Source organism: Bartonella sp. W8122, assembly GCF_016102485.1.
Lineage (GTDB): Bacteria > Pseudomonadota > Alphaproteobacteria > Rhizobiales > Rhizobiaceae > Bartonella > Bartonella apihabitans.
The window spans coordinates 1,621,947-1,636,253 of the sequence record NZ_JACFOO010000001.1 but is presented as its reverse complement, the minus strand read 5'-3'; the positions used below and the strand labels follow the sequence as shown (position 1 = coordinate 1,636,253).

Here is a 14,307-nt window from a genome sequence, read left to right as displayed (position 1 = left end):
GCTAATAATGTCCGAGCGCTCCCTGAAGGCAGAATTGGCTGCCTTTTTCAATATGCGTTCGCTTTTATCTTTTGGCCTTCAGTGTTTGGTCATTTTGGGCCTTTTTCTCGTCATTCGATGGATAGCCCACAATACCATTGTCAACCTGCGTGCTTCCAATATTGCTTCCGGTTTTGATTTTCTGGATAAACGTGCCGGATTTAACCAGCCATCAAGCATCATTCAATATGATGATAACGCAACCAACGGCGAAGTTATTGCAGCAAGTCTCGTCAATCTGGTGTTCATTTCGGCAATAAGTCTGGTAACAGCTACGCTGATCGGGCTTTTTATCGGTATTGGCCGTTTGTCGCAAAATTGGCTGGTTGCCAAGCTCTCGCTCTGTTATGTCGAATTTTTTCGTAACATACCGCCGCTCGTCCTGTTATTTTTCTGGTCAATCGGCATTATGCAGATTTTACCGCCGGCAAGACAAAGTCTTCATTGGGGTGATTTAGCAATTAATATTCGGGGAATTTATCTTCCACGGCCGGTTTGGGGTGAACATGTATTATTATTTGTAGTTTTATCCGTTATATTGATGGCTTTAGCGTTCGTTCTCCATTTCCGTGGCCGTTATATGATAAAGGAAACCGGTGCCACACCGATAAAATGGTGGTATGGCCCCTTTATTGGTATTTTTTGTCCGATCATTCTATTTCTGTTATTTGCCTATCCCACGTCGTGGGACATTCCTACATTGAAAGGTTTCAATTTCAGTGGCGGGTATTATATTTCGCCGGAATTCCTTTCGCTTTATCTTGCACTATCAATCTATACGGGTGCATTGATTGCCGAGACAATTCGTGCAGGTATTCAAGGTGTGGATAAAGGCATGTCTGAGGCCGGTGCATCGCTCGGTCTTTCCGACGGCCTGATTATGCGTCTCGTTATATTGCCGCTTGCCTTGCGTATCATTATTCCACCGCTTGCCAGCCAATATATGAACCTGATCAAAAATACATCTCTCGGCGCAGCCGTCGGTTATTCCGAACTTATGATGGTCTCAAGCACCATTATGGAAAGAACCGGACAGTCCGTTGAACTGGCGGTTATCTGGATTGAAGTTTATCTGGGCTTGAGCATTGTCGTTTCGCTTTTTATGAACTGGTTCAACCGACATATGGCTTTGGTGGAGCGCTAGAATGACCGAGCGTTATGTCCAGACGAAGTTTATATCGGCGTCTCCTCCTCCTATACTCGATAGGGGAATATGGCATTGGTTGAGGCACAATCTTTTTTCCACACCTCTAAATTGTGTAGTGAGCATCATACTTGTGCTCGCAGTCATCTATTTTGCCGTTCCGCTTATTAATTGGCTCATTATCAAAGCTGTATGGAGTGGTAGCGACCGCAAGGCCTGTACAACAATCACCCAAGGCGGAGTAATGCCGGATGACTGGAGCGGGGCGTGTTGGGCTTTTGTGAAAGCGAATTTCTGGCAATTCATTTACGGGCGTTATCCCGATAGCGAACGTTGGCGTGTCGATCTCATGGCATTGATCGTGGTTATCATAAATTTGCCATTACTTATTCCCTCTTGCCCGCTAAAAATAGCCAATGCACTTGTATCGCTCTTTGTTGTTCCGCTTATCGGCTATTTTTTGCTTTTTGGTGGGTATTTTCATTTACAACCAGTCGCAACCCAATTGTGGGGCGGATTGCTTGTGACTTTGACGATTGCCTATTGCAGTATTACCATTTCACTTCCCCTAGGGAGCCTATTGGCACTTGGCCGCCGTTCGAAGATGCCCGTTATCCATACGATCTCGTTGATTTTTATAGAGACTGTACGAGGCATACCTTTGGTTGCCGTGTTATTTATTGCCAGCGTTATGCTTCCTTTATTTCTTCCGCCGGATATAACCTTCGACAAATTTTTGCGCGCTTTGATTGGCGTTGCATTATTCACCTCCGCTTATATTGCCGAAGTCGTTCGTGGCGGACTACAAGCAATACCGCGCGGACAATATGAGGCGGCAGAAGCGCTTGGTCTTGGTTATTTCAAAACAATGGGTCTTGTTATCTTGCCCCAAGCCTATAGCCTGGTCATACCCGGCATTATAAATGTGCTCATCGGGATGTTTAAGGAAACAAGCCTTGTCTATATTATCGGGATGTTCGATCTTCTGGGGATTGTACGACAGGCAATTCAACAGGCCCAGTGGAGCACTCCCCAGACGCCCCTTACAGGAATGGTGTTTATAGGACTGGTTTTCTGGGTATTTTGTTTTGGCATGTCAAGATATGCACATTTTATTGAAAGGCGCTTGAATGCTCCGAAGACTAACGGTGCGGAAGGATAAGTATTTGCGGAAAAATCCCGATATAATTGATGAAAATTTGGATGTATCGATGCACCATGTCAACAAATGGTACGGCAGGCTTCATGTTTTGCGCGACATCGAACTCGAAGTCAAACCAAAAGAGAGGGTGATAATATCCGGTCCATCAGGGTCGGGAAAATCCACATTGATACGGTGTATCAACGGTCTGGAAAGGGCGGAAGAGGGGGATATTACGGTAACGGGAATTCCTCTCAAGCATGGAATGTGGAGTTTGAACAAAATACGCCGGAATGTCGGCATGGTTTTCCAGCATTTCAATTTGTTTCCTCACCTGACGGTTCTCGAGAATTGTGTGCTTGCGCCTATCTGGGTAAAGCATGTAGGCCGGCGCAGAGCAGAAGAGCAGGCAATGCATTATCTCGAACGTGTCAAAATTCCGGATCAGGCCCATAAATATCCCGGACAGCTATCAGGTGGACAACAACAACGTGTTGCTATTGCCCGTTCTCTTTGTATGGAACCGCGTGTCATGTTGTTTGATGAACCAACCTCGGCTCTGGATCCGGAGATGATCAAAGAGGTTCTGGATACAATGATTGATCTTGCCGAAAATGGCATGACGATGCTTTGTGTCACCCACGAAATGGGCTTTGCCAGACAAGTTGCCGATCGGGTGATTTTTATGGATGAGGGGCAAATTCTCGAAGTTGCCCCACCGGATGAGTTTTTTGACCATCCGGTGCATGAAAGGGCGAAGGCATTTTTAAGCCAGATTTTATGATTGTGCTATTGGTTTTTGGCAAAACCGGTAGCGTCATAGCCATAAAGCCAATCAAGATTTGCCATAAAACTTTCTGACGGACGTACCTTCATGACCAAATTGCGTGCAATAGCAACTGGTCCGGTGGCATGGTATACAAACCGGTTGAACGCACCCCTTTTATTGACTGCTGCAACGCGTGGCGTGCGAATATTACTGTAAAGCCTCATGGCCGAAGACAAGTCCATGTCTTCATTAGATAAAATTTCAGCCAGAGTGGCTGAATCCTCAATGGCCATAGCAGCACCTTGCGCTGCAAAGGGTAAAAAACCATGCGATGCATCGCCAACAAAAACGCGGAATTTATTATCGGTGAAACGATGCGGTAACATTTGGAACAATGGCCAGAACGTCCATTTATCGACCAGAGTAAAAATATTCCTTATCGCCGGATGCCAGCTTTTGAAATGCTTGAAAAGCTCGTTTTTATCGCCATCACGTGACCAGATTTCACCCGGGTTGTTTCCCTGCGTGATAGCAACAAAATTAAATGACTTACCTGCTTTCAACGGGTAAGCGACGAGATGATTGTTCGGTCCCATCCATGCGGTTACCGTCTTTACATCCTCAAAAGAACGCAGAAATTCTTTCGGAAGAGTATCAACATCAATTGTAGCTCTCCAAGCAATATAGCCGCTAAAACTGGCTTGGTCGTTTAATGGTGGGAATTGTCTCAACTTCGACCAAACGCCATCACACCCGATGACAAGCGGTGTTACAAAGCGTTGTTCGAAACCCTGATGATCAGACCGGATTTCTGCCAAGTCATTGGTTTCCTTGGAAACAGCAATCACTTTTTCGTCCAATTTAATCTCGATCAAAGGATTATTGCTTGCTTTTTCGTAAAGTACATTTTGTAAATCGGCACGGTGAATTGTAATATAAGGAGCATGCCAACGTCGCTCCGAGATATCCTGCAAGTCGACATGGAGAAGTGTCTTGGCTGATGAACCGTCTCTGAGCTCAAGGAATTTGGCTTTGACGCCAACGTCCAATAATTGATCCAGAACGCCCCAGCGCTTTAATAATCGGGTCGCATTTGGTGCCAATTGAACACCGGCGCCGACTTCTTCCAGATGATCTCGACTTTCAAGAACAAGGGTGCTTATTCCCTTTTGAGCTAATGCCAATGCCGAACTTAACCCGGCAATTCCTGCCCCCACTATGATTGGTTTTTCCTGGTTCTGCCAATTCATAGTTTATTCCTTATTCAATATTGATAGATTGACAATCAACCCGCGATTTTGAATTGCTCCACGTCAAATGTGCAACCGGCAGGTTTCGTTTCTGTTTCAGAAAGAGACGGGTTATATCTGTACAATGTCGAGCAATATGAGCAAATTTTTTCGTCATCGGCTCCCATATCTATAAAAATATGCGGATGATCGAACGGAGGATTGGCTCCGACGCACATGAACTTCTTCACGCCGATTTCTATCATTTTATATCCACCATCATTTTGAAAATGAGGAATGTTATGATTAGCCATGCCCGAACTCCATGTCGTTATTGAAACCCTGTGCATTTTACGCACTTCTACTGATAACTTTCTCTCTATAACCTAATTGTTCAATAATGGCTAATAATTTGTACGAGAGAGCCGACACGAAAACTCGATTATCCATTTTTCATGGTCGATAGGAGAAGAGAGCTATTTAAAACCAGCTGCGATTTTTGCGGTTATCTGAAGTAAAATGATCAAATTTTTCAGCAAGCTGAACAACCATTCAACTACAAGTTACGATATCACAATATTTTTGGCTAAAACCGACGTTTAGTGTTGCAATTTCGTAGAGTTTTTGATGCGGTATACCGAGCTTTTTCTGGCCGGCTTCAAAACTGTTAAATCAAAATAAAACCGGCTAATTGTGCTAGCTACCCAGTTGTATGTTTTCCGAAAAAAAGAGCCAGAAACACTGGATAAAACGAATATTGGTATCAAAAAATTGATATTGGATTTGTCATAGCGGTATCCGAGTTGTAAGCTTGAAGTTGTGACTAAACCGGAACTTGATGACTCGAAACGTTTTCGCCGGAAGCGGACTAATGTGATTATTTCGGTTGCAGCATTAAAACAATAAGGATGAAGGGAAAAGCAATATGGCTTTACGTACAAAAAACTCATCAAATTCCGAGGCAAAACAGCCTAATGCTGATACAATCAATATGGAAACTCCGGAACGTTTTATAAATCGCGAGTTTTCGTGGCTTCAATTCAACAATCGTGTGTTGATGGAAGCTGCCAATAAAAAACATCCCTTATTGGAACGTCTACGTTTTTTATCCATATCGGCAACAAATCTTGACGAGTTTTTTATGGTTCGTATTGCCGGTCTTGCCGGTCAGGTGCGTGCAGGAATTGTTACGCGTAGTGCGGACGGGCGTACACCGCAGGAGCAGCTTGATTTTGTATTGGCTGAGGTGGCAAGGCTACAAGCCAATCAACAACAAGAATTGCGTGCATTACGTCATGAACTTGAACAGGAAAAAATTGCGATTATCCGTCCTGATCGTCTGACCGAAACTGAAAAAACATGGCTTGAAAATCATTTCCTCGAGACAATATTTCCCGTCCTCACGCCTCTTTCAATCGATCCGGCCCACCCGTTTCCGTTCATTCCGAATTTAGGCTTTTCAATTGCACTTCATCTGTTACGTCGTGCAGACCATCAGCCTATGACAGCACTTTTAAGGTTACCGACTGCGCTCAAACGTTTCACGCTGCTGCCCGATGAAGGTCACGGTTATCGCTTTATTTCTTTGGAAGATGTTGTCAGTCTTTTCATCGGCAAACTCTTTCCCGGATATGAGGTGAACGGGGCAGGAACATTCCGGGTCATTCGCGATAGTGATATTGAAGTCGAAGAAGAAGCCGAAGATCTCGTTCGGCTATTTGAAACCGCTTTGAAACGTAGACGCCGCGGTCAGGTCATTCGCATAGAATTCGACGCTGAAATGCCGGATGATTTGCGCCAGTTTGTGACAACCGAGCTTGGCGTTCCGGATAATCGTATAAGCGTGCTCGATGGCCTCTTGGCGCTCAATATGATTTCGGAAATTGTTTCAATCCCGCGCGAAGATCTGAAATTTGTTCCTTATAACCCGCGTTTTCCGGAACGGATCAGAGAACATGCGGGAGATTGTTTTGCGGCCATTCGGGAAAAAGACATTGTTGTGCATCATCCTTACGAATCGTTTGATGTTGTCGTCCAATTCCTGCGCCAAGCTGCAGCCGATCCGGACGTTTTGGCAATCAAACAAACGCTCTACCGAACATCGAACGATAGCCCGATTGTACGCGCGCTCATTGATGCATCGGAAGCAGGGAAATCTGTTACGGCTCTGGTCGAACTTAAGGCCCGTTTCGACGAAGAAGCGAATATCCGCTGGGCGAGAGACCTAGAAAGAGCGGGGGTTCAAGTTGTTTTCGGGTTCATTGAACTCAAAACCCACGCTAAAATGTCGCTGGTCGTTCGTCGCGAAGAGAACAGGTTACGCTCTTATGTTCATCTGGGGACCGGAAACTATCACCCGATAACGGCAAAAATCTACACCGACTTGTCATTTTTCACGACAGATGACGACATCGGGCACGATGTTCAACTGATCTTCAATTTCATTACCGGTTACGCGCAACCGGACGAGCCGATGAAACTGGCCTTTTCACCTTTGACCTTGCGGCGTCGCATTCTTGGACATATCGAGGATGAAATTGCTCATGCAAGGGAAGGAAAACCTGCTGCAATCTGGATGAAGATGAACTCGCTTGTCGACCCGCAGATTATTGATGCTTTGTATCGAGCAGGGCAGGCCGGTGTTCAGGTTGATCTGGTGGTTCGCGGCATTTGTTGTTTACGCCCCGGTATTCCCGGTTTTTCCGATAATATTCGTGCAAAGTCGATTGTCGGGCGTTTCCTCGAACATAGTCGCATTTTCTGTTTCGGCAATGGAGAGGATTTGCCGAATGAAAACGCAATTGTCTATTTCGGTTCGGCCGATATGATGACAAGAAATCTTGACAGACGCGTTGAAACGCTAGTACCGGTCTTCAACAAGACGGTTCACCAACAAATTCTTTCCCAGATTATGCTGGCAAATATTATAGACAATCAGCAAAGTTTCGAGATATTGAGCGACGGAACCTCGCGCCGTATTACTCCGCTTAAAGGTGAAAAACCGTTCAATGCCCAGGAATATTTCATGACCAATCCAAGTCTTTCCGGACGTGGTAAATCTTTGAGGTCCTCGGCTCCTCGAATCATTGCATTACGCCGTCAACAAACTGATACAACGAACACAGATACAACCGATACATCAAAAAAAGACTGAAACATAAATGGATAGCTCCGTTGCTCAAGGCCGTTTAAAAGGCCGAAAACCTGTTGCCGTCATTGATATAGGATCGAACTCGGTCCGTTTGGTGGTTTATGAAGGGTTGGTGCGCTCCCCCACAGTCCTCTTTAACGAGAAAATTCTTTGTGGACTAGGGAAAGGAGTTGCAAAAACCGGTTGTCTTGAACCTGACTCAGTCGAAATGGCATTGCGTACTTTGAGACGCTTTCATGCCATTTGCGAACAGATCGGTGTGTCGGCAATTCATACATTGGCAACAGCAGCAGCACGTGAAGCCAAGAACGGTCCGGCCTTTATTGCAGAAGCTGAAAAAATTCTCAAAGCTGAAGTAAAGGTTCTGACCGGTAAAGAAGAAGCGACCTATTCCGCCTATGGTATCATATCTACTTTCCATCATCCGGATGGAATTGCCGGTGATTTGGGCGGAGGAAGTCTGGAGCTGGTTGATATCCATGAAACCTCGGTCGGCGATGATGGAATTACATTGCCTCTCGGAGGTTTGCGGCTTCAGGATATGTCTGACAATAATCTGGCGGAAGCTACAAAAATTGCCCGACGCTATCTCAAGAGCAGCGAGATTCTTAGCAAAAACAAGGGGAGAAACTTTTATGCTGTCGGGGGGACATGGCGAAATCTCGCGAAACTTCATATTGCAGTCAAACGCTATCCTCTTCCTGTCATGCACGGCTACCAAGTCGACGCATCCGATATGGAATCATTTCTTCACCGCGTTGCAAAGGGTGAGATCGACCAGTTAAAAAATATCTCCGCCATTTCCAAAAACCGCCGGCAACTCTTATCCTATGGAGCAACAGTTCTGACAGAACTGATGCGTTGTCTTAACCCGAAGAAAATTATATTTTCAGGTGCGGGAGTACGTGAAGGATTTATGTTTTCCGAACTAAGTACCAAAACACGGCAGGAAGATCCACTCATAGCCGCCTGTCAAGAAATGGCAACTTTACGCGCCCGTTCTCCGGCACAGGCTTATGACCTTATCGGCTTTACAAAAAATGCTTTCGATATTTTCGGCTTTCAGGAAAATGAAGAACAAAAAAGATATCGTGAAGCGGCTTGTCTTCTTGCCGATATCGGTTGGCGTTTTCACCCCGATTATCGAGGCGATCAATCGGCTAATCAGGTGGCTTTCGGGCCTTATCCCGGCATTACACATGTCGGTCGTGTCTATGTCGCATTATCGGTTTTTTATCGTAATGAAGGACTATTTGTGGACGATGACGCACCGTCAATCATAAAACTTGCGAATAAAGAAATCATAGAAAGAGCCCGTTTTCTGGGTGGGCTTATGCGTGTCGCCAATCTCTTTTCCGCCTCGACTGCCGGTATTCTGCCGGATCTGATATGGAAAACACAAGGTAAGGAAATTGTTTTAACAATACCGGAACGCCATTCCGATCTTATTGCGGAACGGCCGATAGGGCGTTTGCAGCAACTCGCAAAAGTTACGAATAAGGACTTGCGCTATTTGGTGGTTTGAAATTTTAAAGAAACCACCAGCTTTCTCATTCGGTTAGAGGATGTTTAAAGGCAAAGCATCCGCATTTAACCAAGGCTCGTAGTTCTAATTGAAAACAGAAATCAACTTTAAGACTCTCGTGTAAATTTCACGCCTTAGGTGGCCTTCAACATAGAAGTCCCAATTAGTTGGATAGACACCCAATTTTAATAAAACGGATGAACTAACATAAAACCGGAATCTGTTTGTTTTCAAATGCCGGAAAATCCATTTCAGAAGATAAATAACCGTATGTTCATAAGGCGCGCTTCCGACGTCGTTACTAATTTAACAAACGTTGGATAGTTGTTATTATTTCCCTGAATAAAGCTCACGGGAATGCAGCAGTTAAACGCGCTGCGATCTATTTTTATATGACTAGTGCTAAAACCCGTGCATCAATCCAAAGAAAACATCCAAATGGTTGCCGAAACTAGATCTATAATGTGCCGATGGAGGGGCTTATAGCCCCTCGACTTTTTTAGTCTTGTGATAGGGTTGCCGGACCGATATTTTTACCTTTGCGGGCAAGATAATTATAAAGGCGTTTGATATTTGGAAGCTGGCACAAACCGTTTCCTTTTTCAGCCACAGCAGCAGTGCCACAGGCTGTTGCCAAACGAAAAGCATCCTCGGCCTCCCAACCAAGAGCCAATCCTTGCACCATACCTGCAACAAAGCTATCACCGGCGCCAGAAGCACTGATAACCCGCACATGAGGTGAGGGCAGATAAAGTGTTTTATCCTTTGTGGCCAACACTGCCCCCTGATGTCCCAGCGTAACAGTGATAATTTCGGACGCGCCCTTGATGCAATATTCCTGAGCAGCTTTGGCAATATCGTCGGTAAGATTATAGGTTTTTCCGGTACAAGCCTCGAACTCGCCCTGACTAGGTTTTACGAGTGTTACTCCGCCTTTATCAAGGACATGTTTAAGAGCCTCGCCAGAGGTATCTATTACAATACGGGCATTTCTTTTTTTAGCAATGTCTATCAACATATCGTAGACATCAATAGGAACATTTCGAGGAAGACTACCGCTTACAACAATCCAGTCCCATTCGAGTTTTTTTGTCGCATCAATGACCGCTTTCCATTCTGTCTCTTTCATGATGGGACCTTCGGCAATAAAGCGGTATTCCATACCGGAAGCCCGTTCGTGAATAACATTATTCACACGTGTATTTCCTGAAATCGCAATTTTAATGCACTGTATGCCACGGTCTTCCAGAAGATGGTTCAGAACGTTGCCCATAATGCCACCGCTTGCATAGAGCGCTTTGACATCGCCACCCAAACGATGAACCACGCGGGCAACATTGATTCCGCCGCCACCTGGATGAAAACTTTCATCAAATGTTCTGATTTTATGGGTCGGACGCACGACCTCCGCTTCGCTGGCAGCGTCAACGGTCGGGTTAAATGTAACTGTAAGGACTTTTTCCATCATCCGCCTCTGCAATAAAACTGCGTGTTTCAAGCCAAATCAGAATTTTGATAGGATATTTCTTTCTGTTCAGAGTTCTTTTGTCAATATTTTCCCGTTATGAAAATAAAAACCCAAATTGCCATTTAACAGTTTCTCTGCTTTTTCACCAAATATCTTGTAACGCCAGCCTTCTAATGCCGGGACATTATCGTCGCTCTCCTGTTTAGCAATTTTTTCAAGCTCATCATTATTCGCGATTATACGGGGTGCAATATTTTCCTCATCCGCCACAAGCTTAAGCAATACACGTAGTAGCTCGACGGCCGCTGCCGTACCATTTGCAACGGGAACATGTTTATGAATTGGCGGTAACGTACTAAGGTCTGTTGTCAGACCAGTCTGGACTGCTTTCAATAATTCTGCGGCCGCAGCCGAACGTTCCCAACCTTTCGAAATACTGCGCAATTTAGCCAAAGCATCGGCATCTTTCGGTTGTTGCGTTGCAATTTCGATAAGACATTCATCTTTTAAAATGCGTCCGCGTGGGACATTGCGATTTTTTGCCTCTTGTTCGCGCCATGCAGCAATCTGTTGGAGAACGGCCAATTCTCTTGGCTTTCTTATGCGCCCCTTAATTCTTTTCCATGCATCTTCATTTGGCATGTCATAGGTTTTTGTCGAAGTTAAAATAGACATTTCATCGTCTATCCAATGGGTTCTTCCAGTTTTTTCAAGTTTTTTATCAAGATATTTATAAACGTCTCTCAGATGGGTTACATCAGCCAATGCATATGACAACTGTTTATCGCTGAGCGGTCTTCTGCTCCAGTCTGTATAACGAGATGATTTGTCGATATGCTGACCTGTAACGCGTTCGACAATTTGTTCGTAAGATACACTTTCGCCAAAGCCGCAAACCGCGCCCGCCACCTGCGTATCGAATAACGGAGAAGGAATGATATTTCCAAGCTTGTAGATAATTTCTACATCCTGACGTGCAGCATGAAAAACTTTTACAACATTCTGGTTTTTCATGAGCGAGAATATTGGCGCGAGATCAATTTCGGGAGAAAGCGGATCAACGATGACCGCAATATCGTCTGATGCCAATTGTATGAGGCACAGTTGCGGCCAATAAGTTGATTCACGAATAAATTCCGTATCAACAGTCACAAAATCCGATTTAGAAAGTGTAGCGACAACGTCTTTTAGGTCGTCCGTATGTGTAATAAGTTTCATATTCAAGGCTATAACCCATTATATAATATTTGTCTTTTCCTATATTTTTTCATACACAATCCTTCAATAGCTTGACAAATGTGCGGCAAAATGCGCTTTTGCGCACAAGTAGACTATTTCAGAATGCATGAAACAAAAAAGGCAAGACTATGCATCGTTATCGTTCCCATAACTGTGCCGCTCTGCGCAAGAGCGATGTTAAAACAAAAGTTCGTCTCTCGGGATGGGTTAACCGTGTTCGGGATCATGGTGGGATATTGTTTATCGATTTGCGTGATAATTACGGCATAACACAAATCGTCGCCGATCCGGATTCACCGGCGTTTAAAATTGCCGAGATGGTGAGAAGCGAATGGGTTTTACGGGTTGATGGTGAAGTTCGGGCACGTTCCGATGATACCATCAATACCAATCTTCCGACCGGCGAAGTCGAAGTATTTGCCAACGAAATCGAAATTCTATCGAAATCCGATGAATTGCCCTTGCCGGTATTTGGTGAGCCGGATTATCCTGAAGATATTCGCTTGAAATATCGTTTTCTGGATTTGCGTCGCGAGACATTACATAAAAATATTCTGCAAAGAACAAAAATAATTGCAGCTATCCGTCGTCGTATGCAGGAAGCCAAATTCACTGAATTTTCGACGCCGATTTTAACTGCCTCATCACCGGAAGGTGCACGCGACTTTCTTGTGCCGAGTCGCATCCATCCCGGAAAATTTTATGCTTTGCCGCAAGCGCCGCAGCAATATAAACAGCTTTTGATGATGTCGGGATTTGACCGGTATTTTCAGGTTGCACCATGTTTTCGTGACGAAGATCCTCGTGCCGACCGGCTTCCCGGGGAATTTTATCAATTGGATATGGAAATGAGTTTCGTCGAGCAGGAAGACATCTTGCAGGTCATGGAACCCATCATCCGTGGTATCTTCGAGGAATTTTCGAACGGTAAACCGGTAACGCAAAAATTTCCTCGTATTCCATATAACGAAGCAATGAGAAAATACGGTTCCGATAAACCGGACTTGCGCAATCCGATTGTTATGGAAGAGGTTAGCGAACATTTCCGTGGTTCCGGGTTCAAGGTATTTGCCAATATATTGGAGAGCGATGCCAAAGCAGAAGTCTGGGGTATACCTGTCAAGACCGGCGGTAGCCGTGCTTTTTGTGACCGCATGAATTCATGGGCGCAAGGCGAGGGGCAACCGGGACTGGGTTATATCTTCTGGCGCAAAGAAGGTGATCATATTGAAGGTGCAGGTCCGATCGCTAAAAATATCGGGCCGGAACGGACCGAAGCTATACGCAATCAGCTTAAACTTGCGGATGGTGATGCCTGTTTCTTCGTAGCGGGAGACCCACGTAAATTTGCGCTTTTTGCAGGGGCCGCAAGAACGAGGGCAGGCGAAGAGCTTAACCTTGTTGACCGTGACCGGTTTTCACTGGCCTGGATTGTTGACTTCCCGTTCTTTGAATGGAACGAGGATGAAAAGCACATCGAATTTTCCCATAATCCTTTCTCTATGCCACAGGGCGGGAAAAAAGCGCTCGACACTGAAGAGCCGTTGAATATCAAGGCTTATCAATATGACGTGGTTTGCAATGGTTTCGAGCTTGGTTCAGGCGGCATCCGTAACCATTCGCCGGAGACTATGGTGCGTGCTTTCGAGATTGCCGGTCTGTCGAAAGAAACGGTTGAAGAGCGCTTCGGTGCACTCTATCGGGCTTTCCACTATGGCGCTCCGCCACACGGTGGCATGGCCTGTGGAATTGACCGTATGGTCATGTTGCTTCTTGGTGTCAAGAACTTGCGCGAGATTTCGCTGTTCCCGATGAACCAGCAGGCGTTGGATCTTTTGATGGGGGCGCCTTCGGAGGTGACTGCGGCACAACTAAGCGAGCTATCGCTTCGTATTGCACCTTTAAAAAAGGATAATTGATTAGAAAAACGGTTAGACAAAAAAACCCGGCTAAAGCCGGGTTTTTTCGTGAAAGATTTCGACTATTTATTCGCTTTCACTTTCAATTTTAATATAAATTTATTAACTTAACGTCGGATTTCTCACCAATTGCGCCGATAATATCCAAGGGATTGTTTTTCCCAGTGACACGCTGACGGTCATTGAAACGGGATTTTCGAGAAAATTACCTAATTGTTCGGAAGTATTTTGGACAAATTCTGGGTCTTTAATTTTTGTTCCCATCAAAGGTAGCGTCGACTTGATTTATGTTCTCGGCGTCTGGCGTGTCATCCGGTTCTTTTCTGCATTGTAATCCAAGGCCCTGTTCACGAAGCCTCTATCATCATACCGGATAGTCATATCGCCGATTTTTAATTGATCGCCAATAAGATTGAAAACAGGCAACGTAGCAAGCGGATTGATTTCGGTTTGATTAAAATGAAGTGTTCCATCATAATTTTGGTAATTCTATCGAAATTCACGCCGATCTTGCGGTTTCCAATATCATCAAGCTTGATCCCGTTGTAATCGCTAACCAATTTACCATTATTGATGTCCCAATGTGCATGGAAATAGAAAGAAGCTGAATGTTATAGGGTAACAACTTGGACGTTGTAAGTGTTTTTCCGGTTTCATCTTTCAATATATTATCTCTACGATAA

The 14,307-nt window shown here is 44.9% G+C and carries 10 protein-coding genes; 6 read left to right on the top strand and 4 right to left on the bottom strand.

Features of this window, described 5'->3' with window-relative positions; translation table 11 throughout:
* The first annotated feature begins 7 nt into the window (after positions 1–7).
* The 3 genes from H3S83_RS07160 to H3S83_RS07150 are packed head-to-tail and all read left to right on the top strand — an operon-like array spanning position 8 to position 3,108.
* Positions 8–1,183, top strand: coding sequence for an amino acid ABC transporter permease (locus H3S83_RS07160; protein WP_198239287.1), 1,176 nt, complete (start codon positions 8–10; stop codon positions 1,181–1,183).
* 1 nt (position 1,184) lies between these two features.
* Complete coding sequence (locus H3S83_RS07155) at positions 1,185–2,345, top strand: amino acid ABC transporter permease (RefSeq protein WP_198239286.1); 1,161 nt, start codon at positions 1,185–1,187, stop codon at positions 2,343–2,345.
* A gap of 49 nt (positions 2,346–2,394) precedes the next feature.
* The gene (locus H3S83_RS07150) at positions 2,395–3,108 is read left to right on the top strand and encodes an amino acid ABC transporter ATP-binding protein (protein WP_198232035.1); all 714 of its coding nucleotides are present in this window, start codon (positions 2,395–2,397) and stop codon (positions 3,106–3,108) included.
* 5 nt (positions 3,109–3,113) lie between these two features.
* Here the strand turns inward: H3S83_RS07150 and H3S83_RS07145 are convergent, their stop codons facing one another.
* Positions 3,114–4,343, bottom strand: coding sequence for an FAD-binding protein (locus H3S83_RS07145; protein ID WP_198239285.1), 1,230 nt, complete (start codon positions 4,341–4,343; stop codon positions 3,114–3,116).
* A gap of 35 nt (positions 4,344–4,378) precedes the next feature.
* A complete protein-coding gene (locus H3S83_RS07140; protein WP_198224584.1) occupies positions 4,379–4,636 on the bottom strand; it encodes a zinc-finger domain-containing protein in 258 nt (85 codons plus the stop codon).
* Positions 4,637–5,247: 611 nt separating this feature from the next.
* Here H3S83_RS07140 and H3S83_RS07135 point away from each other — a divergent pair.
* Both H3S83_RS07135 and ppx read left to right on the top strand, forming a co-directional pair.
* Entirely contained in the window at positions 5,248–7,476 is a 2,229-nt protein-coding gene (locus tag H3S83_RS07135) for an RNA degradosome polyphosphate kinase (RefSeq protein WP_198224586.1), read from the top strand.
* Between the two features lie 7 nt (positions 7,477–7,483).
* Entirely contained in the window at positions 7,484–8,998 is a 1,515-nt protein-coding gene (gene ppx / locus H3S83_RS07130) for an exopolyphosphatase (protein ID WP_198239284.1), read from the top strand.
* Between the two features lie 499 nt (positions 8,999–9,497).
* Here the strand turns inward: ppx and H3S83_RS07125 are convergent, their stop codons facing one another.
* Positions 9,498–10,466: a 1-phosphofructokinase family hexose kinase gene (locus H3S83_RS07125; protein WP_198224590.1), complete on the bottom strand. Its 969-nt coding sequence runs from the start codon at positions 10,464–10,466 to the stop codon at positions 9,498–9,500.
* A gap of 66 nt (positions 10,467–10,532) precedes the next feature.
* Positions 10,533–11,684, bottom strand: coding sequence for a ribonuclease D (gene rnd, locus H3S83_RS07120; RefSeq protein WP_198239283.1), 1,152 nt, complete (start codon positions 11,682–11,684; stop codon positions 10,533–10,535).
* Between the two features lie 149 nt (positions 11,685–11,833).
* Here rnd and aspS point away from each other — a divergent pair, with 149 nt between their 5' ends.
* Entirely contained in the window at positions 11,834–13,624 is a 1,791-nt protein-coding gene (gene aspS, locus H3S83_RS07115) for an aspartate--tRNA ligase (protein ID WP_198239282.1), read from the top strand.
* Positions 13,625–14,307: the final 683 nt, after the last annotated feature.